Here is an 18399-nt window from a genome sequence, read left to right as displayed (position 1 = left end):
GTCAGGCGCGCTGTCCTTGCAGTTTCGCGGCCTTCGTCGCGCCGCTTACCAGATGGAACGGATGACCCCAGACTGTCATGAGGGGGCAGGTCGTGAAAAACGCGATCTCATTGGGCTTGTCGTCCCAGCCGAACACCAGCTTTCGAATGGGCCAAGTTTCCCCGGCAGGGGTTGCCCGTTCAGGATCGGCGTTCTGAAAACGGACCCCAAAATACGAATTTGCCAGCCTTTTGGCCACCAAGCAGCGTCAGGGGCCGCGCAACCCTTGACTTCCCTCGCCTATCGCGGTGTATCGGCGCGACCAATTCAGCGCCCGAAGGGATATGATCCATGCACGCTTACCGCAGCCACACCTGCGCCGATCTGACTGCCGCCAATGTCGGCGATACCGTCCGCCTGTCGGGATGGGTGCATCGGGTCCGGGATCACGGCGGCGTTCTGTTCCTTGATTTGCGCGACCATTTCGGTGTCACGCAGGTTCTGTGCGACGGCGACAGCGCCGCCTTTGCGGCACTTGAAAACGTGCGGTCGGAATGGTGCATTCGCATTGACGGCACGGTCAAGGCCCGTGACCCCGAGTTGGTCAACCCTAAGCTGCCGACCGGCGAAATCGAAGTTTATGTGCGCGACCTGGAAGTCCTGGGTGCGGCGGATGAATTGCCCCTGATGGTGTTCGGCGACCAGGAATACCCCGAGGAAACGCGCCTGCGGTACCGTTTTCTGGACCTGCGCCGCGAGGTGATGCAGCGAAACATGAGCCTGCGCTCGGACGTCGTGGCCTCGATGCGCCGCCGGATGTGGGATCAGGGGTTCCGCGAATATCAGACGCCGATCATCACCGCGTCCAGCCCCGAAGGTGCGCGCGACTTTCTGGTGCCGTCGCGTCTGCATCCGGGCAAGTTTTACGCATTGCCGCAGGCCCCGCAGCAATTCAAACAGCTGATCATGGTCTCGGGCTTTGACAAGTATTTCCAGATTGCGCCGTGTTTCCGCGACGAAGACCCGCGCGCTGACCGTTCGCCCACCGATTTCTATCAGCTTGACCTTGAGATGTCGTTTGTCGAGCAACAGGACGTGTTCGACACGATCCAGCCCGTTCTGACCGGCGTGTTCGAAGAATTCGGCGGCGGTCGCAAGGTTGATCAGGACTGGCCGCAGATATCCTACAAGGACGCGGCCCTGTGGTACGGCACCGACAAGCCCGACCTGCGCAACCCGATCAAGATGCAGGTGGTCTCGGACCATTTCCGCGGGTCTGGATTTGCCATCTTTGCCAAGCTGTTGGAGCAGGAGGGCACAGAGATCCGCGCCATCCCGGCGCCCAAAGGTGGCAGCCGCAAATTCTGTGACCGCATGAACGCCTTTGCCCAGAAAGAAGGCCTGCCCGGCATGGGCTATATCTTCTGGCGCGATCAGGGCGAAGGAATGGAGGCCGCAGGTCCGCTGGCCAAGAACATCGGCCCCGACCGGACCGAGGCGATCCGTCAGCAGCTGGGTCTGGGCGTTGGTGATGCCGCGTTCTTCCTGGGTGGCAAGCCGAAAGCCTTTGAAAAGGTTGCTGGCAAGGCGCGTGATGTAATCGGGGATGAGCTTGGCCTGACCGAAAAAGACCGTTTCGCCTTTGCCTGGATCGTCGACTTCCCGATCTACGAGCAGGACGAGGAGACCGGCGCGATCGATTTCGAACACAATCCGTTCTCGATGCCGCAGGGCGGGATGGAGGCCTTGCAGGGCAACCCGCTGGACGTGCGCGGTTATCAGTACGACCTGGCGTGCAACGGGTACGAACTGGTCTCGGGTGCGATCCGGAACCACAAGCCCGAGATCATGCTGAAGGCGTTCGAACTGGCCGGGTACGGCGCGGAAGAGGTCAAATCCCGATTTGGCGCTTTGTTCAACGCATTCCACTATGGCGCGCCGCCGCACGGCGGATGTGCAGCTGGGATCGACCGGATTGTGATGTTGCTGGCTGACGAGGCGAATATTCGTGAGGTCATGATGTTCCCGATGAACCAGCGTGCCGAAGATCTGATGATGCAGGCGCCTTCTGAACCGACATCGGATCAGTTGATGGAACTGGGGCTGCGGGTTATCCCGCAGGACTGAGAACCCGGCAAACGGGATCGCCCGCCTTGTGCGGGCGGGGCCCATTTTCAGCAGTTGCCCATGCGGCTGTCGGTCAATCCGTCAGGCCGTCATATCCCAAACAATTGGCCCGGATTGCCTTGGCGGCGCGCCGGGTTCGGCGGTAGCCCCACGCGAACAAAAGGCCCGCCGTTACGAAATAGGCTGTCGTCATCTCAAATCGCCTCTCGCTGTTCCAGACGGTTTTGTACAAGTCCGGCGACCCGCGCCGCCTGCGCAGTTACGGGAGTGCCGTCGAAACGTGTTGCGGCCAGTTTCCGAGCGGCATCTGCCAGCACCGTATCCTGGGCGCAAACGGCCACACCGCTTAGAAACCGTGCTGCATAGTCCAGCGTCGTCTGGTCGGTCGGGCCTGACAGAACATCGGCGATGTGTGCCATGTCATCCTGATAGGCCATTGGATCAGGGCGAATGACCTTGTCCCGTATGGCGTGCAATCCGCTGGGGCGGCGATCTTCGGGCAGCAGCTCCAGAATGGACTTCTGGAAAAACGCAAGCGATGACAACGGCTTGGGAAGAAAGCCGTCCGCACCCGCGCGCATGGCGGCGGCTTTGGTGTCTTCGTCGCCGGACATGCCCACAATGGCGCTGATCCGTGGTGTTGCCTGGCTGAGTTCGTCTATCAGGTCTGCACCGGACCCATCAGGCAGCCCCATATCCACGATGATAACAGTCGGGCGATAGATCTGCAGATGGCGGCGCGCAGATTTCAGGCAATCGGCCCGGCGGATGCGCGCGCCGCTGTGCAGGCACATCAGGCGCATGGCATCGCAGACATACCGGCTGTCTTCGACCACGAGGATGGTTTGCCCCAGCAGCGGCCGCATCGCGTTGGGCGGTGGGGTCGGGGCGGTGAATGGGTCCGAATCGTCCATTGCGAAACTCCTTTTCAGCAGATGCTTCACGCTAGGAACTTCTGGCTAACACAGGGTTAACAGGCGAATTCGCGCACTTGCCCTTTGCCAGCGCAACCACCATAACCGCTGCAACGCAGAACTGAGGAGGTTGCCATGATTGGCCGTTTGAACCATGTCGCCATTGCCGTTCCCGATCTCAATGCGGCCTCGGACCAGTACCGGACCGCGCTTGGCGCCAAGGTCGGCGCGCCGCAGGACGAACCTGATCATGGCGTGACCGTCGTTTTCATCGAACTGCCGAACACCAAGATCGAACTGCTTTACCCGCTGGGCGATGACAGCCCGATCAACGGTTTTCTGGAAAAGAACCCGGCTGGCGGCATTCATCATGTTTGCTATGAGGTCGAAGACATCATCGCCGCGCGCGATCACCTGAAATCGACCGGCGCCCGCGTTCTTGGATCGGGCGAGCCGAAAATCGGGGCCCACGGCAAGCCAGTGCTTTTCCTGCATCCCAAGGATTTCAACGGGTGCCTGGTCGAGTTGGAGCAGGTATGAACGCCCGGCAGGAGGGTCTGAAATGACGATTACCGCCGCAGCGGTTCTGTTCGCCGTTATCTGGTTTCTGACCCTGCTTGTGATTCTGCCTATACGAATCCGTACCCAGGGCGATGTTGGCGAAGTCGTTCCGGGCACCCATGCAGGGGCACCGGAAGAACATCACCTCAGAAAGAAATTGTGGATCACGACCGCTGTCTCGGTTGTTCTTTGGGCGATAATCGCGGGGATCATCCTGTCCGGGATCATTTCCGTTCGTGATTTCGATTGGCTCAACCAATTGGAGCCACGGCAATAACTGTCAGGGCCTGTTCCCTGACAGGCCATGAAAGATATGGGTGAATGTGGCGGCCCCAATAATCGGGATCACCAGGTTTACCAAGGGCACGGACAGAGGAATTGCCATAAGCGTGCCAGCAATCCAGATCGTTGCCGCATGCTTTGAACGCAGCTTTCGCGCCCCCTCGCGCCCCACTCTCCGCATCGCGGCGAGGGTGAAATATTCGCGCCCCAGCAGGAACCCGTTCATGCCCCAGAATATGAACAACGCAAGCGGGGCAAAGACCACGTACAGCACCAAGGCCAGCACATTGGCGGCGATCAGAACGCCGAGAAAGCTCAGCGTGTCGCGGGCCGCTTCGGAAAACGGCAGATCGGGAACCTGTGGCAGGGTCGGATAATGTTTGTCCTCAACGGCCTGGGCGACCTCGTCCAGAAACATTGACGTGATGGCCGAGGCCACCGGGATCATCAGGAAAACGGGCAAAATCAGGACCAGGACGATGCCGGAATAGCCCAGGATGTCGTTGAGCCAGGGTACCGTGCCGATGAAAGGCATCGAGATTTCCTGGCCAGAGGCCCGGTTGATCAGCCAGATCGCGCCTGCACAGGCGCCGATCAAAAGCAGGATGGTCAAGCCAACACCCCGCAGCAGGACCGAACGGAACCGCGGGTCACCGATTTGCCCAAGCGCCTGGAAAAAGGACTGAATGATGATCATTCGGAAACCCACTGGGTCAGGGCGTCAATATCGGGGCGGGGGCGTTCGGGTGGTTGTGCCCCTTCGGTTGCAATATGGATCAGCCCGGCGACGCGTTCGGTGTCGCCCAACCCAAATGCCTGTTGGCAGAATTCCCGATCATGGGTCTGCCAGCCGCTCAGCCAGTTCGCGCCCCATCCGGCGGCCAGGGCTGCGTTCAACAGCGCCAGGCACACCGCCCCCGCGGAATAGCTCTGTTCGATTGCCGGAACCTTGTCCGACGGTTTTTGTATTTCGATCACCGCAACCGCCAGATGGCCCATGTCGAACTGGTTGCAGGCCTTGGTAATTTCCTCTGGCGACTTGCCAAGAGCAATCCCGCGGTCTCGCGTCAGCGCCGACAAGCGTGGCATCGCCCCTATTTCCAGAACGATGAACCGCCAGGGTTCAAGCTTGCCGTGATCCGGGCTGCGGGCCGCGGCGGTCAGCAATGGCAATAATTCATCTCGGGTCGGCGCCGGGGCAACCAGCGTCTTGGCCGGACGAGACCGGCGGGACAGCAGAAAATCCAGGGCGGCCGGGTTTTTCAGGGACATATGTTAACTTTCTTTACATGGGCCTTCTGTATCTCGGTCAGAAGGCCATGTGTTTCAAGGGCTAAATCGGAAACTCTTGGCTCTGCCCGGCGCTGCCATAATATGATTGCCATCGCCGCCAATTCCGGAGGGACAATGGCCAAACCAAAACTGCGCGACTTGCCCGACCTGTCCGCGTTCGCCCGGCCCGGAACCGGGATCGACGTTCGGGTGACGCCGGGGGCGGCACGGGACCGGGTCGAAACCGCGGACGGGACGGTTCGCATCTATGTCACCACCGCCCCCGAAGCTGGCAAGGCGAACAAGGCCGTGCGGGCCCTGCTTGCGCGGGCCATGGGGGTGCCTGTGTCATCACTTGTTCTGAAACAGGGGCAGAGCGGACGCCAAAAGCGGTTTGTCTATGACCCCTGAGGTGTCTCACGAATCTGGTAAACACCTTCCGGCAGGTCAAGCGCAGCAGCCAGATCGCGCACCTGTTCCGGAGAAAGGGTTATTTTCTGAACCTGCTCGGTTCTGGGGTCCAGCTGTTCGAGCGTTACGCATTCGGCAAAGCTGTTTATGACGATATCCTCTTGCAAAGGCTTGGGGCCCTCGTCCACCAGAGTGATAACCGTCGAGTCGAATTCATGCTCAATCGTAAACATATGGGCACAGTGCCGGGCCAGTCTGTGCATTGCAACCCGCAGGTGACCATAGGGGTGTGGTCAGCATGGTCTTGCCGCGCTAAGCTGTTGGTCCGGCAGGGTATGTGGAAAGGTCATCGAATGCGTTGCTTCGTCTTGCTGCTGGCACCGCTTCTGTCTGCCTGCGCCCTGGGCTCGGAAAGTCAGCGGTTCGTGCCCGCCGAGGAATGGTCGCCTGCAAACCCGACCCTGCAGGACACGGCGCGAACGTTCCAAGAGGTCAGCCGCCGTGTCGGCGCGGCCGCCAGCACCGAATGCCGCAGGCAAACCAACAGGCCGAACTGTACCTTTGGTATTCTGGTCGATCTGGACCGGAACGCCCCCACCAATGCATTTCAAACGCTGGACGATTCCGACCGCCCATTCATCATTTTCACGCAGTCCATGATCCTGGCCGCCGATAACGGCGACGAAATGGCCTTTGTCATGGGGCACGAAGCGGCGCATCACGTTCTTGGGCATATCGACCGGCAGGCGGAAAATGCCAAGGAAAGCGCCAGGATTTTTGGCGATCTGGCCCGTGATACGGGTGCCAACGCAGAAGAGATCGAACAGGCCCAGCAACTGGGTGCCGAGGTCGGCGTCCAAACCTATGTCAGGGATTTTGAATTGGAGGCCGACCGGCTGGGCACGGTCATAACCTATCAAGCAGGGTACAACCCACTGGTCGGGATGGAGTTTTTCAAGCGCATCCCCGATCCCGGTGATCGGTTTCTTGCGTCGCACCCGCCAAATGCACGGCGGGTGCAGGTGGTCCTGGAAACCGCGGCCAAACTGGGTTTGACGCAATGACCAAGATTGCACGCCTTGGCGTGATCCTGACGGATAGGGGGTCAAAATACGCTGTTTCGGGGGCGCATGTGGCCACGCGCGCGCAGGTGGATGCGGTGCTGAAGGACCTGAAAACAGACAAGACCTATGCCCGCGCGACGCATAACACCTGGGCTGCCATATTGCCTTCGGGCGCTCTCAAGGCCGATGACGGCGAAACGGGCGCTGGGCTGGTCATCCTGCGCATGATGCAGCGGGCCGAGGTCGAAAACCACCTGATCATCGTGACCCGCTGGTATGGTGGCAAAAAGTTGGGCGGGGACCGCTTCCGCAGGGTGCAGGATGCGACGCGTGCCTACCTGGATGCGCTGGAAACCCAGGCTTGACCTGAATCAAGGGCAATTCCTGCGTGTTGGGGTACCTCTATTTCCATAGCGCGAACAGGAAAGGGAATGTCATGCCCACACGCGAGACATTAAAGCTTCACGCCGGTCTGGTAGATGACATGGCGGCGTCGCTTGGGGTTGATCTGGAAGAAGCGGCCATCGGCGGTCAGCTTACCATCGACGACCTTACCGACGCAGTACTGCGTTGCACGGGGTGCGCAAACCCTGCGCATTGCCAGGCCTCGTTGCAAAACGCGGCCGATGCCCGCCGAACACCGGAATACTGCAGAAACCGGACCCTGCTTCGCAAATTGATCTCCTGACCGAAGGGCCTGCCATGACACCGCTTGGACATTTGATGACCCATTTTCGATTGGTCCTGCAAATGGGCCGGGTGACCGGAACCGATCTGGTCAGGGCGCGGCATTCAGGTGATCTGAGCCATCAGGAATGGGCCGGCATGGTTCAATCCTGCAGGGGATGCGCCTGGGCAAAGGCATGCCCGCGCTGGCTGGAACAGCACGAGACCAGTGCAACCGCGCCCAGGAACTGCCCGAATCGCGCGCGATTCGCGCGGCTCAGGGACAAGCAATCACAGGTGAACTGATGCCATCGACGTCTTTGGGTGATATTGAAAAGCACTTTTGGCTAACGCGGTCTGTGGCCCGGTGCATGGGGCTTTCCCTGACCGAGGCAATGGCCGAGGGGCAGCTTTCTGCCAATGAATATGCCGAGTTGGTCACCCGTTGTCGCGGCGCCGATTGCAGTGAGAAATGCGCCTTTTGGTTGGCGATGCAACAATCCCGGGCAACGGCCGCGCCCGAGTTCTGCGCCAACGCGGCGATTCTGAACAATCTGACATAACGCTCTTACAGCCGGGAATGCGTTCCATCGCATATCGGGGCTGTCGCGCTTTGTTTGCAGCCACAAAAATAGACCTTTTTGCTGCTGTCCGCCAAAAATTTCACCGGCTCGAACCCTGTTTCCTTGTGGGATCCGTCGCAAAACGGTTGTCGCTTTGATCGTCCGCAGGCGCACCAGAAATAGGTTTTGCCTTCGGTGACGTCGACCGGATACGGGCCTTTTTGGGCAATCTTGGCATTTTCTGACATCTGGCTGCTCCGTCTTTGGCTGTGTCGCGCCCCAAGCATAGCCTGACGCGGCGTGATGCCAAAGCTTTGGCCGTGCATCCGGCATGAACCGCTGTTCCAGCGTGGTTTCGCCTCAAATCACGACGATGTGATTGAGTCTGTTGCCAGAAAGGAATGTACGGCCTATTCTGTCAGAGGCCCCGAAAAACTGGGCAATATCAGAAAAGTAATAGAGGATTGATGGACATGAAACTGAAATTCGCTGCTGTTGGCGCATTCGCCCTGGTCCTGACTGCATGCTCGCAGCAGGAAGAACCGACCCCGGTCTACGTCCAGCCCGACTATGACAAATACGGCACCCCGAGCTGCTCGGTCGGCTATGAACTGGCCACCACCGAAGCAGGCCAGACCGTATGTAACCCGGTCGCACAATAAGCACTTCGCGGGCGGTCCAATTTCGGGCCGCCTGCACCCTTTCGAAAAGTACCAGGCCGCCCGTGGGGCGGTTTTTTTGGTCCTGAAAGATGCCTCAGCGCCCGGCGCTCAGGGTTCCCCAAAGGTCGTATTCCCCGGCCTCGTCCACGTCGACGCTTACGATGTCACCGGGTTTCAAATCCTCGAACCCTTCGTCGATAAACAGGTTGCCGTCGATTTCAGGAGCATCGGACTTGGTCCGGCAGGTCGCGGCATCGCCGTCAACCTCGTCTACGATCACGTCAATGCGGCGCCCGACCTTGGCGGCCAGTTTCGCCTCTGAGATCGCCTGGGCCTTTTCCATGAAACGTTCCCAGCGGTCCTGTTTGACTTCGGCCGGAACGTGATCGGGCAGGTCATTTGATCGCGCGCCATCCACGTTTTCGTATTGGAAACACCCCACGCGATCCAGTTGCGCTTCGTCCAGCCAGTCCAGAAGCACCTGGAACTCGGCCTCGGTTTCGCCGGGATACCCAACGATAAAAGTCGACCGAAGGGTTATGTCGGGGCAGGTTTGGCGCCACGCGGCAATTTCATCCAGCGTTCGGGCGGCGGCAGCGGGGCGGGCCATACGTTTCAGAACGTCGGGATGCGCATGTTGAAAGGGGATGTCCAGATACGGAAGAACGTTGCATCCCGCGTCTGCCATCAAGGGGATCAGCTCGCGCACATGCGGGTAGGGATAGACGTAATGCAGGCGAACCCAGGCGTCCATCCGGCCAAGCTCGCGCGCCAGATCGGTAATGTGGCTGCGGACATCGCGATCCTTCCACGGGTTCACGTCGTATTTTCGGTCCAGCCCATAGGCCGACGTATCCTGCGAGATGACCAGCAGCTCTTTTACCCCGTTGTCGACCAGCTTTTCGGCTTCGCGCAGGACAGCATGGGCAGGCCGGCTGGCCAGTTTGCCGCGCATGTCGGGGATGATGCAGAACCGGCACTTGTGGTTGCAGCCCTCGGAAATCTTGAGATAGCTATAGTGGCGCGGCGTCAACTGCACGCTGCTGGCGGGCAACAGATCGACAAAGGGGTCGGGGTCGGGTGGCACTGCGGTATGGACCGCATCCAGAACCTGTTCGTATTGATGCGGGCCGGTGACGGCCATGATCTTTGGGTGATGTTCGCGGATGTAATCCGGTTCGGCCCCCAGACATCCGGTCACGATAACCCGGCCGTTTTCCACAAGCGCCTCACCGATGGCATCCAGGGATTCGGCCTTGGCGCTGTCCAGGAACCCGCAGGTATTCACGATGACGGCATCAGCCCCTGAATAGTCGGGCGAAATCCCGTACCCTTCGGCGCGCAGCCGTGTCAGGATACGTTCGCTATCCACCAGCGCCTTTGGGCAGCCCAGGGAAACCATACCGATGGTCGGCTGGTTCGAACGGGGTGTGTCAGTGATCCGGGCGGCAGGGGCCAGATCAGGGCGAAGGTCAGGCGGGTTCGTGCTCATGCGCGGCATATAGTGGGGAAAGCTTCCCCTTGCAAATACGATGCTCTCTGGGCGAACTGAAGACAGAGCAGACAAGCCGGAACGGCAGGAGGCAAGGCATGAAGTGGCTGATCCGAATTCTATTCATACTGGTTGCCGTCATCGGGCTGGTCATTGGCGCGGTGCTGCTGATGCCCGGCGACAAACTTGGCGCAATCCTGGCCGAGCAGGTCCGCGCGCAAACTGGTCGCGCGCTGACCCTTTCGGGGGATGTGCGGCTGTCCTTCTGGCCGGTTCTTGGGCTGGAAACCGGTCCGGTCACCTTTGGCAACGCGCCGTGGGCGGGACCGGAACCCATGCTGAGCGCGCAGAGCCTTGCTGTCGGTGTCGATGCCGCCGCCTTGCTGGACGGTGATATCCGTATCCGGCGGGTTCTGGCAGAGAACCCGGTTCTCAGGCTGGAGCTGTCTGAAGGGCGCGGCAATTGGGAATTGTCCGCAGGCGCCACCGCATCCGCGGATGCGGCGGGTAACGCGGGGGCCACTGGCGGAGGTGGCGCCAAGCCCGCCGAAGACAACAGCGCGGTCACGCTGGATCGCCTTGAGTTGACGCACGCGCGGCTTGTTTATGTGGAAAACGGTGAAACCCGGATGGATTTTGCCAGTGTCGACCTCAAGGCCAGCTGGCCCGATATTTCGGCCCCCATGCAGATGCAGGCGCAGATGCCGGTTCCCGGCGGCGCAGTCGCCGTGGACTTGACGATCCCGGACCTGCCTGCCTATGCCTCTGGCGCGGCGACGGGGCTGAAACTGCGCCTGCAGGCCCCCGGCGGAAGCATCGGCTTTGACGGCCGGGTGAATATCGCCGGTGAAATGGATGGCACGACCGAGGTTCGCACTGACAGCACCGACACGATGCTGGCGGCATTCGGCCAGGGCGGCGTTTCGGTGCCGCTGGGCCTGGGGCGGGTTGCCGATATTTCCGGGCATATGACCTATACTCGCGACGGGCGCATTGCCTTGCGCGACATGACCGCCGCGCTGGACAGCAACCGTTTCCAAGGAGAGGCAGATATCCTGATCGCCAATCCCCCACAGGTCACGGCACGGCTGAACGCAGGTGACTTGGACCTGACGCGGGTGTCCCAAACGGCCAAATCCGCACCGGCGCAAAAGGGCGAAGGGGCGGCCAAGGGCAACAAGGCGGCCAAGGGCGGCAAAAGCGGCTGGTCCAAAGCGCCTATTGATGCATCCGCGCTGGGCCTTGCCAACGGGTCGCTGCGGCTGCGGGCGAAATCGATTGCGGTGCCCGGTATGACCTTTGGTCAAAGCGACCTGACCCTGACGCTGGACCGGTCGCGCGCGGTCCTCAAGATGCAGCCGGCCACCTTGTTTTCTGGTCAGGTGAACGGCCAGGTTGTCGCCAACAACCGCAATGGTTTGTCCGTCGGCGGAAATCTTACAGCCAAGGGGATCGACCTCAGGCAGGCGTTGACGACATTGGGCGGCATCGAACGGCTGTCGGGAACCGCCTCGGGGTCGCTGGAGTTTCTGGGCGTCGGGCAGAATGAAAACCAGATCATGCGGTCCTTGAGCGGAAAAGGACGGATCGATGTCGGCAAAGGGGTGATTTCGGGCTTTGACCTTGATCGCCTCATGGGACGCGGAAGCGGCTCTGGCGGGACAACCGTTTTCAACAGCCTGACGGCCAGCTTTTTGATCGACAAGGGCAACCTAAGAAACAACGATTTGTTGATGCTGCTGACCAATTTCCGGGCCGACGGAAAGGGGCGCGTTGGGCTGGGCGCGCGTGATATCGACTATGTGTTCACACCGGCGGTTGTGCGGGCAAATTCGGAAACGGGTGTGTCGGTTCCGGTTCGTATTCACGGCCCCTGGAGTGATCCGTCGATCAAGCCGGACCTGACCAAAGTCATCGAGGCGGCCGCGGACGAAAAGGTGAAAGCACTGGAAGACGACGCCAAGAAAAAAGTGTTGGACAAGGTGGGCGAAAAGCTGGGCACCACGGTAACCGAGTCCGAACAAGTGGAAGATGCGTTGAAGGACAAGCTGGAAGACGAGGCCAAGAAGGGGCTTTTAAAGTTGTTCGGAGGGGATTGAGGCACGGCGGCTGCCATGCAACCGCCCCGCCATTCTTTACAGGTCAGATCGTCTGATCGTAATCCCCGACACCTGGTTCGGTTCGGATAACCGCATCGATTTCTGCGAAAATCGCGCGCATTTCTTCCTCGCTGTGGCTGCTTTCGCAAACCACCACCAGGTTCGGTGTGTTCGAAGACGCGCGCACCAGGCCCCAGCTGCCGTTGTCCAGTATGACGCGGGCCCCGTTTACGGTTACGACCTCTTTGATTGCGCGCCCGGCCAGGGGCTCGTTGGCTTTGGCGCGTGCAACCAGTTTCTCGACCAGCCGATCCAAGATATCGTATTTCTCGGTATCGGCGGCATAGGGCGACATCGTCGGGGTGGACCATGTTCTGGGCAAGGCCTTGCGCAGGTCTGACATGGATTTGTCCGGGTTGCGGTCCATCAGCTTGCAAATTTCAACCGCGACGCGCATTCCGCAGTCATACCCGCGCCCCACGGGTTCGGCCAGAAAGTAGTGACCGGATTTTTCGAACCCCGCCAGCGCACCGATTTCCTTGACCCGCCGTTTCATGTGGCTGTGGCCGGTTTTCCAGTAATCTGCCGTGACACCATGCGCCAGCAACTCGGGGTCGCTGGCGAACAGGCCTGTCGATTTCACATCCGCCACAAAGGTCGCGCCCGGATGCAGCTTGGCCAGGTCGCGCGCCATGATGACGCCGACCTTGTCGGCAAAAATCTCTTCGCCTTCGTCGTCCACCACGCCGCAGCGATCGCCATCTCCGTCAAAGCCCAGCGCAAGATCAGCGCCGCTGGATTTTACGGTGTCGGCCATGTCATGCAGCATTTCCATGGCTTCGGGGTTCGGATTGTAATTGGGAAAGGTATAGTCCAGCCGCGTATGGCTATGCACAACCTCAACGCCGATCCGTTCGAAAATTTCGGGCGCAAAGGCCGAGGCCGTGCCGTTCCCGGTGGCGCAGACGACCTTGAGCGGGCGCGACATCCTGAAATCGCCGACGATATCGTCGATATAGGCGTCTTTCACGCCGTCGACGAATTCGTAAGACCCGCCTGCGCGGGGCTGGCCGTCGCCGTTCAGAACGATGTCGCGCAGTTCGGACATCTCGTCAGGCCCATGGGTCAGGGGCCGGTCAAACCCCATCTTGACCCCGGTCCAGCCGTTGGGATTGTGGCTTGCCGTGACCATCGCCACCGCCGGGACATCCAGATGGAACTGCGCGAAATAGGCCATCGGGCTGAGCGCTGGGCCGATATCTTTGACCTGGATGCCCGCCTGCATAAGACCGACGATCAGCGCATTTTTGATCGACAGGGAATAATCACGATAGTCATTGGCCACAGCGATGACCGGGGCAATCCCCCGGCGGTGCATCTGGGTGCCCAATCCCAGCCCCAGCGCCGTCATACCCGGAAGATTGATGTCGTCAGGGTATTTCCAACGCGCATCATATTCGCGAAAACCTGTCGGCTTGATCATCGGGTCGCGCAGAAAGTTCCAGGTGTTTGGGGTCACCTCGGCAAGGGGTTTGGGCATTGCTGATCTCAATCGTTAAATCTGAATGGGGTTTTCTTTGGCCAACGCGTCAAAACGCATCAATGTGTCGACAAGCTGAGGCATCTGGTCCAGGTAAATCATGTTCGGGCCGTCCGAGGGGGCATTGTCGGGGTCCTGGTGTGTTTCGATGAAAACGGCACCAATACCCAGCGACACGGCGGCGCGCGCCATGACCGGTGCGAATTCCCGCTGGCCACCGGACGAACCGCCCTTGCCACCGGGTTGCTGGACCGAGTGGGTCGCATCCATGACGACCGGGTACCCGGTCTTGGCCATTTGCGGAAAAGACCGCATATCGGCAACCAGCGTATTGTACCCAAAGGATGTTCCGCGCTCGGTCAAAAGGATATTCGTGTTGCCGGTGCTTTCGACCTTGTCCACGATGTTGGTCATTTCCCACGGGGCCAGGAATTGCCCCTTTTTCACGTTCACGGCCTTTCCGGTCCGCCCCGCAGCCAGCAACATATCCGTCTGACGGCACAGGAAGGCCGGGATTTGCAGGATGTCCACGGCCTCGGCCGCGACCGCGCATTGCGCCTCGGTGTGAACATCGGTCAGAACCGGGATGCCCATGGTATTGCGAATGTCGTCCAGAACCTTCAGCCCCGCATCAATTCCAAGACCGCGCTTGCCGGACAGAGACGTGCGGTTCGCCTTGTCATATGAGGCCTTGAAAACATACTGCGCGCCTGCGGCATCGCAGGCTTCTTTCATGGCGCCCGCGATCATCTGGGCATGATCGGCAGTTTCAAGCTGGCACGGGCCTGCAATGATGGTCAGCGGAAGGTCGTTGCCGACGGTCAGGTCGGAGATTTGTACATGTTTCATGAGTTTTACGAGGATACCTGTTCACGAAGGACCGACGCGGTAAGCGAGATCATCAGGTAGATACCAGCAAACAACAGGAAAGCCAAAATCGTATTTTCGAACTTGCGCGGATAGCTCGCCTCCTGGCTGGGAACCGGGTTGACCGAGACCGTCAGATACCGAACCTGGCGGTTCGCTTCGGTTCGTGTTGTTTCCATGTGCTGCATGGCGGTTTGCAACATCATGTCCCGCGCGGCCAGGTCGGCCTGCGCCATCTGAATGCGCACGCTCAGCCGGGCCAGCGAGTTTTCGCCTGCCGAGACATCCACCATCTCGGCGTTCAACTCGTCCAGAACGGCCTCAAGCCGGGTGATGTCGCCCTGAACCCCGTCGACCTTGGCCTGGTTGGGGCGCAGGTTGTCCAGCAGCGCGGCAAGTTCCAGTTTCTTGTCCTGCAATTCATACTCGAATTGATCTATGCGCGCCCGCAGGCTGGCAATGACGCTTTGCGGGTCCAGAACCGCGCCCTGCAACTGCAGTTCGATCAGATCTTCCTGCGCCTGCTTTCGTGCGCCCTGCGCGGTTTCAAAGCTTTGCAGCGCGTCGCGCATCTGGTCTGCACGCTTTTTCTCGGACAGCGCATTTACCCTGTCCTCGGCGTAAGAGATCAGCTTTTCCGAAAAAAGGGTCGAGGTTTCCGGGTCCGGGGCTGCGACTTCCATCCGGATGACACCTTCGGTCGGGTCATAGCCGATGGTGACCATGCGCTGATACACTTTATACGCATCTTCAAGCGTTGAATCTGCGGCCAACCGCTGTATCGGGTCAATCCAGTCCTGCTGAAACACCTCGGCGAAACCCGCGTCACGGTCCAAAAGCAGCAGTGCCTCTTTTGATTCAAGGAACGACTGGACAGAGATCGAGTCCTGCGTGGTCGCGAATTGCGTGCCAGCCAGCAGCCCGCCAATGCTGCCGGGCCCGCCATCGGCCTGAAGGATCAGGAATTCGGAATCGCTGGCATACATTGGCGTCGCGAACCTGTAGAAATACAAACCCACGATCAGCGTCGGCAGCAGTACAAAGGCGGTCAGTCGCGCAAACAGGGTAATCAGCTTGCGCCGGCGGCGGCGGGCGATGTCTTTCTGGATCTGCCCGATTTCATATTCACGGCGCTGGGCCGGGCTCAGTTCCGGGCCGGGCAGGTTTTGCGGAGTTTCCTTCACGGTTTGCGGCAAGTGGACCGTGATCGTGTCTTTTGCAGACTCAGTGTTTGTCTTGTCGGGCGTGGGCGGGGTCGCGGCCTCTAACAAATTGGCGCGTTGGAACGGGTCGACCCCCTTTTTGCGCAGCAGGCGCACGGCATCATAGTCGGACGTTGCCGCCAGCCCGTGTTTTTGCGCCAGCCGCCGCGCGATGCGCAACTGTCGCCCCGTCAGGCCTTCGCGCTTGATGGCGTCCAGCTCGGTTCCCGGCTGTGGCGCGGCATCGGTCGACGGTTGTTCTGGCCCAGAGCTCTGTGTCGCCTCGCGAATACGCGAGATCGCGTCTGACCGCGCCTCGGGCGTGCCTTCGGCCCGGGGCGCACGTCCGGGATTGTATTTCTTAGCCTTGGGTCTGGTAGTCATATAGCTGCTTTGCCTCTTCCAAGGATTCAAACATATGTAGCTGCCCATCGACAAGAACGGCAGCCTGCCGCGCGAATTTTTCCAGCACCTTGGGATTGTGGGACACGATCACCAGTGTTGTCGTCCGCAGCCGTTCCTGCAGGATCGCGCCCGCCTTTTTGTTGAATTCGACATCCGTCGTCGAGGGCATCCCCTCGTCGATCAGGTACATGTCGAAATCCAGCGCCAGCATCAATGAAAATGTAAACCTTGCGCGCATCCCCGCAGAATAGGTGGCAAGCGGCTGATTGAAATATTCGCCCAATCCGCACAGCCAGCTACAATATGCTTCGACGTAATCGGGGTCCATCCCATAGATATTGGCGACGTATCGTGCGTTTTCCAACGCTGACAACCGTTTCGACACGCCGCCGGTAAAGCCCATCGGAAACGAAACGCGGCACGCACGTCGGATCACCCCTTCGTCGGGTTTTTCCAGGCCCGCCATCATATTGATAAGGGTGGTTTTCCCGGTGCCGTTCGGTGCAAGAACGCCAAGGGATTTTCCCAGCTCGACCCGGAACGAAACCCGGTCCAGGATCACCTTTCGGCGAGATCCCGTCCAGAAGGATTTACTGACATTGTCAAACTCAAGCATACAGGGCCTGTTGATCGTCCCAATTGGGTGGCGCGCAGCCGCTACCGCGAAACAGCGCATCGGATATGCGTCTATGTTGGCTACATTATGTCGAAATGTGAAACAAATGATCAATGCGACCCGGGCACGCCTGCGCGATTTGTGATCGGGCACAGGTGGCGTGGGCCAAAAGGAATGGTGGTCTAGGATGAGCGCACTGGTGCACCAGATCCGCGCATGCCGGATCTGCACGGAAAGCTTCGCACAAACCGCGACCGCGCATGAACCCCGCCCGGTCGTGTGGTTTCGGAGCGGCGCCCGTTTGCTGATCGCGGGGCAGGCCCCCGGCGCAAGGGTCCATGCCTCGGGCAAACCGTTCACGGACCCCTCCGGTGACCGGCTTCGTGACTGGCTGGGCCTGAACGCAAATGAATTCTATGACCGGGACCGCGTGTCGATTGTTCCCATGGCGTTTTGCTTTCCCGGCTACGATTCCCGCAATGCGGACTTGCCGCCGCCAAAGATCTGCCGACAAACCTGGCATGACCAGGTGATGAAAGAACTGGGCGATGTCCCCCTGACCGTTCTGGTTGGCGGGCACGCCCACAGCTATCACCTGGGTGCAAAAGCAGGCGTCACCGAAACCGTGCGGTCGTGGCGGGACCATGCGCCGCGGGTCTTTGCCTTGCCTCATCCGTCCTGGCGCAATACGGCATGGTTGAAAAAGAACCCGTGGTTCGAGGCAGATCTGCTGCCGGTTCTGCGCGCCCGGGTGAAAGAGGTGATGAATGACTGAAACCACGGCATTGGATGCGGCCCATTCCGAAATGCAAGCCGCCCCCCAGGACGACGCCGCGCGTTTGCGGTTCTTTGAACGGCTGGCCGATGCTGAACTGTTCCTGATGCTGACCGAAGAGGCGCGGGGCGAAAATATCTCGCCCGAACTGTTCGACGTGGCCGATGGCCGTTTCGTATTGGCATTCGACCTAGAGGAACGTCTGGCCCGGTTCGCAGGCCAGCCGGTTCCTTATGTGGCCCTGTCGGGGCGGGTTCTGTCGGCGATACTGTCGGGCCAGGGTATCGGTTTGGGGCTGAACCTGGATGCGGCCCCGTCATCCATGCTGATCCCTTCCGAGGCGCTGGGATGGCTCAGCGAAACGTTGCAGCACGGGCCCGAAGAGGTGCAGCAAGCCCTGTCCGAGTTCAGCGCCCCCAAAGGGTTGCCCGAAACCCTGCTGAAGGCGCTGGATGCCAAGCTGGCAACCGCCGTGGGCCTGGCGCAAAACGCCTATCTTGCCGGAACGAAAACCGCCGCGGGCGGGCAGGGGCACCTTTTGGGTTTCGTGGGTGCCGTTGAGGGCGCCGAACCGGCGCTGGCCAAGGCCGTATCCGAGGCGCTTACCTTTTCTGGGATCGAGGCCGGTGCCCTGGATGTCGGGTTTTTTGACGCAACCGACGGCGCGGCAGCGGCGCTTGCGCGCGTGGCGCTGCGATTTGACATCCCGCAACCGGAAGTCAGGGCAGAACCCCTGCCGATACCGGGATCGGACCCAAACAAACCGCCAAAGCTGAAATAGACGTCGGTTCGGTGCCGCTGTCGGGGGGGGAGCAAAAAAAAGAGAGCGAAAGAGGGAGCCCCCCCCCCCCAGGTTTTCCCTCTCCCTGTTTTGGGGGTTTCAAACCCCTCCTTTTTTCTTT

Annotated in this window: 23 protein-coding genes; 13 read left to right on the top strand and 10 right to left on the bottom strand. The window is 60.1% G+C overall.

From position 1 onward, the window contains the following. Positions 1-330: 330 nt before the first annotated feature. Complete coding sequence (gene aspS, locus ACXAG8_RS14875) at positions 331-2106, top strand: aspartate--tRNA ligase (RefSeq protein ID WP_475227585.1); 1776 nt, start codon at positions 331-333, stop codon at positions 2104-2106. A 194-nt stretch (positions 2107-2300) separates the two neighbouring features. Here the strand turns inward: aspS and ACXAG8_RS14870 are convergent, their stop codons facing one another. Next, on the bottom strand, positions 2301-3020 hold the full coding sequence (locus tag ACXAG8_RS14870; RefSeq protein ID WP_475227578.1) for a response regulator: 720 nt from the start codon (positions 3018-3020) through the stop codon (positions 2301-2303). 135 nt (positions 3021-3155) lie between these two features. On the opposite strand from ACXAG8_RS14870, the gene mce reads away from it, so the two are divergent. Continuing rightward, positions 3156-3560, top strand: coding sequence for a methylmalonyl-CoA epimerase (gene mce / locus ACXAG8_RS14865; RefSeq protein ID WP_475227575.1), 405 nt, complete (start codon positions 3156-3158; stop codon positions 3558-3560). A 22-nt stretch (positions 3561-3582) separates the two neighbouring features. After that, on the top strand, positions 3583-3858 hold the full coding sequence (locus tag ACXAG8_RS14860; RefSeq protein WP_475227569.1) for a DUF1467 family protein: 276 nt from the start codon (positions 3583-3585) through the stop codon (positions 3856-3858). Positions 3859-3861: 3 nt separating this feature from the next. On the opposite strand, the gene ACXAG8_RS14855 is transcribed toward ACXAG8_RS14860, so the two are convergent. Continuing rightward, positions 3862-4560 (bottom strand): EI24 domain-containing protein, encoded by a 699-nt coding sequence (locus ACXAG8_RS14855; protein WP_475227563.1) that lies wholly within the window; start codon positions 4558-4560, stop codon positions 3862-3864. Beyond that, complete coding sequence (locus tag ACXAG8_RS14850) at positions 4557-5135, bottom strand: nitroreductase family protein (RefSeq protein WP_475227555.1); 579 nt, start codon at positions 5133-5135, stop codon at positions 4557-4559. Before ACXAG8_RS14850 ends, ACXAG8_RS14855 begins: the two co-directional genes overlap by 4 nt. Positions 5136-5270: 135 nt before the next feature. Here ACXAG8_RS14850 and ACXAG8_RS14845 point away from each other — a divergent pair, with 135 nt between their 5' ends. Next, positions 5271-5546 (top strand): DUF167 domain-containing protein, encoded by a 276-nt coding sequence (locus ACXAG8_RS14845; RefSeq protein WP_475227548.1) that lies wholly within the window; start codon positions 5271-5273, stop codon positions 5544-5546. On the opposite strand, the gene ACXAG8_RS14840 is transcribed toward ACXAG8_RS14845, so the two are convergent. After that, the gene (locus tag ACXAG8_RS14840) at positions 5534-5779 is read right to left on the bottom strand and encodes a hypothetical protein (RefSeq protein WP_475227540.1); all 246 of its coding nucleotides are present in this window, start codon (positions 5777-5779) and stop codon (positions 5534-5536) included. The genes ACXAG8_RS14845 and ACXAG8_RS14840 overlap by 13 nt on opposite strands. A 120-nt stretch (positions 5780-5899) precedes the next feature. On the opposite strand from ACXAG8_RS14840, the gene ACXAG8_RS14835 reads away from it, so the two are divergent. The 5 genes from ACXAG8_RS14835 to ACXAG8_RS14815 all read left to right on the top strand — a co-directional run bounded on the left by ACXAG8_RS14835 (position 5900) and on the right by ACXAG8_RS14815 (position 7839). After that, positions 5900-6610 carry a M48 family metallopeptidase gene (locus tag ACXAG8_RS14835; protein ID WP_475227533.1) on the top strand — a complete coding sequence of 237 codons (711 nt, stop codon included), beginning with the start codon at positions 5900-5902 and terminating at the stop codon, positions 6608-6610. Then, positions 6607-6975 carry a YigZ family protein gene (locus ACXAG8_RS14830; protein WP_475227525.1) on the top strand — a complete coding sequence of 123 codons (369 nt, stop codon included), beginning with the start codon at positions 6607-6609 and terminating at the stop codon, positions 6973-6975. The genes ACXAG8_RS14835 and ACXAG8_RS14830 overlap by 4 nt, the downstream gene beginning before the upstream one ends. Before the next feature lie 71 nt (positions 6976-7046). Beyond that, positions 7047-7298, top strand: a complete 252-nt coding sequence (locus ACXAG8_RS14825) for a DUF6455 family protein (protein ID WP_475227518.1) — start codon at positions 7047-7049, stop codon at positions 7296-7298. A 14-nt stretch (positions 7299-7312) separates the two neighbouring features. Then, entirely contained in the window at positions 7313-7582 is a 270-nt protein-coding gene (locus tag ACXAG8_RS14820; protein WP_475227512.1) for a DUF6455 family protein, read from the top strand. After that, positions 7474-7839: a DUF6455 family protein gene (locus ACXAG8_RS14815; protein ID WP_475228215.1), complete on the top strand. Its 366-nt coding sequence runs from the start codon at positions 7474-7476 to the stop codon at positions 7837-7839. The genes ACXAG8_RS14820 and ACXAG8_RS14815 overlap by 109 nt, the downstream gene beginning before the upstream one ends. 5 nt (positions 7840-7844) lie before the next feature. Here ACXAG8_RS14815 and ACXAG8_RS14810 read toward each other — a convergent pair whose 3' ends face one another. Beyond that, complete coding sequence (locus tag ACXAG8_RS14810; protein ID WP_475227508.1) at positions 7845-8087, bottom strand: CDGSH iron-sulfur domain-containing protein; 243 nt, start codon at positions 8085-8087, stop codon at positions 7845-7847. A gap of 225 nt (positions 8088-8312) precedes the next feature. On the opposite strand from ACXAG8_RS14810, the gene ACXAG8_RS14805 reads away from it, so the two are divergent. Continuing rightward, entirely contained in the window at positions 8313-8501 is a 189-nt protein-coding gene (locus tag ACXAG8_RS14805; RefSeq protein WP_475227504.1) for a hypothetical protein, read from the top strand. Between the two features lie 94 nt (positions 8502-8595). Here ACXAG8_RS14805 and rimO read toward each other — a convergent pair whose 3' ends face one another. Beyond that, positions 8596-9993, bottom strand: coding sequence for a 30S ribosomal protein S12 methylthiotransferase RimO (gene rimO / locus ACXAG8_RS14800; protein ID WP_475227501.1), 1398 nt, complete (start codon positions 9991-9993; stop codon positions 8596-8598). A 98-nt stretch (positions 9994-10091) separates the two neighbouring features. Between rimO and ACXAG8_RS14795 the strand changes: the two genes are divergently transcribed. Next, positions 10092-12092, top strand: coding sequence for an AsmA family protein (locus ACXAG8_RS14795; protein ID WP_475227496.1), 2001 nt, complete (start codon positions 10092-10094; stop codon positions 12090-12092). 43 nt (positions 12093-12135) lie between these two features. On the opposite strand, the gene ACXAG8_RS14790 is transcribed toward ACXAG8_RS14795, so the two are convergent. The 4 genes from ACXAG8_RS14790 to ACXAG8_RS14775 are packed head-to-tail and all read right to left on the bottom strand — an operon-like array spanning position 12136 to position 16722. Next, the gene (locus tag ACXAG8_RS14790; RefSeq protein ID WP_475227490.1) at positions 12136-13632 is read right to left on the bottom strand and encodes a phosphomannomutase/phosphoglucomutase; all 1497 of its coding nucleotides are present in this window, start codon (positions 13630-13632) and stop codon (positions 12136-12138) included. A gap of 15 nt (positions 13633-13647) precedes the next feature. Further along, positions 13648-14481: a 3-deoxy-8-phosphooctulonate synthase gene (gene kdsA / locus ACXAG8_RS14785; protein ID WP_475227484.1), complete on the bottom strand. Its 834-nt coding sequence runs from the start codon at positions 14479-14481 to the stop codon at positions 13648-13650. Positions 14482-14486: 5 nt separating this feature from the next. Then, a complete protein-coding gene (locus ACXAG8_RS14780; RefSeq protein ID WP_475227481.1) occupies positions 14487-16085 on the bottom strand; it encodes a KpsE/RkpR family capsule polysaccharide export protein in 1599 nt (532 codons plus the stop codon). Continuing rightward, complete coding sequence (locus ACXAG8_RS14775; RefSeq protein WP_475227478.1) at positions 16063-16722, bottom strand: ABC transporter ATP-binding protein; 660 nt, start codon at positions 16720-16722, stop codon at positions 16063-16065. Before ACXAG8_RS14775 ends, ACXAG8_RS14780 begins: the two co-directional genes overlap by 23 nt. 187 nt (positions 16723-16909) lie before the next feature. On the opposite strand from ACXAG8_RS14775, the gene ACXAG8_RS14770 reads away from it, so the two are divergent. Both ACXAG8_RS14770 and ACXAG8_RS14765 read left to right on the top strand, forming a co-directional pair. Continuing rightward, positions 16910-17497 (top strand): uracil-DNA glycosylase family protein, encoded by a 588-nt coding sequence (locus ACXAG8_RS14770; protein ID WP_475227475.1) that lies wholly within the window; start codon positions 16910-16912, stop codon positions 17495-17497. Next, on the top strand, positions 17490-18278 hold the full coding sequence (locus ACXAG8_RS14765) for an SseB family protein (RefSeq protein ID WP_475227472.1): 789 nt from the start codon (positions 17490-17492) through the stop codon (positions 18276-18278). Before ACXAG8_RS14770 ends, ACXAG8_RS14765 begins: the two co-directional genes overlap by 8 nt. The last annotated feature ends 121 nt before the right edge of the window (positions 18279-18399 follow it).

It is taken from the genome of Ruegeria sp. ABD4_443, assembly GCF_056160865.1.
Note: the sequence above shows the minus strand (reverse complement) of the source record. Positions and strands in the feature narration are given on the sequence as shown.

Bases quoted from the DNA above. Each gene is read 5' to 3' on its own strand.
- ACXAG8_RS14815 (WP_475228215.1), top strand. From the start codon at position 7,474: ATGCCCGCGCTGGCTGGAACAGCACGAGACCAGTGCAACCGCGCCCAG.
- ACXAG8_RS14825 (WP_475227518.1), top strand. From the start codon at position 7,047: ATGCCCACACGCGAGACATTAAAGCTTCACGCCGGTCTGGTAGATGAC.
- ACXAG8_RS14795 (WP_475227496.1), top strand. From the start codon at position 10,092: ATGAAGTGGCTGATCCGAATTCTATTCATACTGGTTGCCGTCATCGGG.
- ACXAG8_RS14840 (WP_475227540.1), bottom strand. From the start codon at position 5,779: ATGTTTACGATTGAGCATGAATTCGACTCGACGGTTATCACTCTGGTG.
- ACXAG8_RS14810 (WP_475227508.1), bottom strand. From the start codon at position 8,087: ATGTCAGAAAATGCCAAGATTGCCCAAAAAGGCCCGTATCCGGTCGAC.
- ACXAG8_RS14820 (WP_475227512.1), top strand. From the start codon at position 7,313: ATGACACCGCTTGGACATTTGATGACCCATTTTCGATTGGTCCTGCAA.
- mce (WP_475227575.1), top strand. From the start codon at position 3,156: ATGATTGGCCGTTTGAACCATGTCGCCATTGCCGTTCCCGATCTCAAT.
- ACXAG8_RS14870 (WP_475227578.1), bottom strand. From the start codon at position 3,020: ATGGACGATTCGGACCCATTCACCGCCCCGACCCCACCGCCCAACGCG.
- kdsA (WP_475227484.1), bottom strand. From the start codon at position 14,481: ATGAAACATGTACAAATCTCCGACCTGACCGTCGGCAACGACCTTCCG.
- ACXAG8_RS14855 (WP_475227563.1), bottom strand. From the start codon at position 4,560: ATGATCATCATTCAGTCCTTTTTCCAGGCGCTTGGGCAAATCGGTGAC.
- ACXAG8_RS14830 (WP_475227525.1), top strand. From the start codon at position 6,607: ATGACCAAGATTGCACGCCTTGGCGTGATCCTGACGGATAGGGGGTCA.
- ACXAG8_RS14835 (WP_475227533.1), top strand. From the start codon at position 5,900: ATGCGTTGCTTCGTCTTGCTGCTGGCACCGCTTCTGTCTGCCTGCGCC.
- ACXAG8_RS14845 (WP_475227548.1), top strand. From the start codon at position 5,271: ATGGCCAAACCAAAACTGCGCGACTTGCCCGACCTGTCCGCGTTCGCC.
- ACXAG8_RS14780 (WP_475227481.1), bottom strand. From the start codon at position 16,085: ATGACTACCAGACCCAAGGCTAAGAAATACAATCCCGGACGTGCGCCC.
- ACXAG8_RS14790 (WP_475227490.1), bottom strand. From the start codon at position 13,632: ATGCCCAAACCCCTTGCCGAGGTGACCCCAAACACCTGGAACTTTCTG.
- ACXAG8_RS14765 (WP_475227472.1), top strand. From the start codon at position 17,490: ATGACTGAAACCACGGCATTGGATGCGGCCCATTCCGAAATGCAAGCC.
- ACXAG8_RS14775 (WP_475227478.1), bottom strand. From the start codon at position 16,722: ATGCTTGAGTTTGACAATGTCAGTAAATCCTTCTGGACGGGATCTCGC.
- ACXAG8_RS14805 (WP_475227504.1), top strand. From the start codon at position 8,313: ATGAAACTGAAATTCGCTGCTGTTGGCGCATTCGCCCTGGTCCTGACT.
- ACXAG8_RS14770 (WP_475227475.1), top strand. From the start codon at position 16,910: ATGAGCGCACTGGTGCACCAGATCCGCGCATGCCGGATCTGCACGGAA.
- ACXAG8_RS14860 (WP_475227569.1), top strand. From the start codon at position 3,583: ATGACGATTACCGCCGCAGCGGTTCTGTTCGCCGTTATCTGGTTTCTG.
- aspS (WP_475227585.1), top strand. From the start codon at position 331: ATGCACGCTTACCGCAGCCACACCTGCGCCGATCTGACTGCCGCCAAT.
- rimO (WP_475227501.1), bottom strand. From the start codon at position 9,993: ATGAGCACGAACCCGCCTGACCTTCGCCCTGATCTGGCCCCTGCCGCC.
- ACXAG8_RS14850 (WP_475227555.1), bottom strand. From the start codon at position 5,135: ATGTCCCTGAAAAACCCGGCCGCCCTGGATTTTCTGCTGTCCCGCCGG.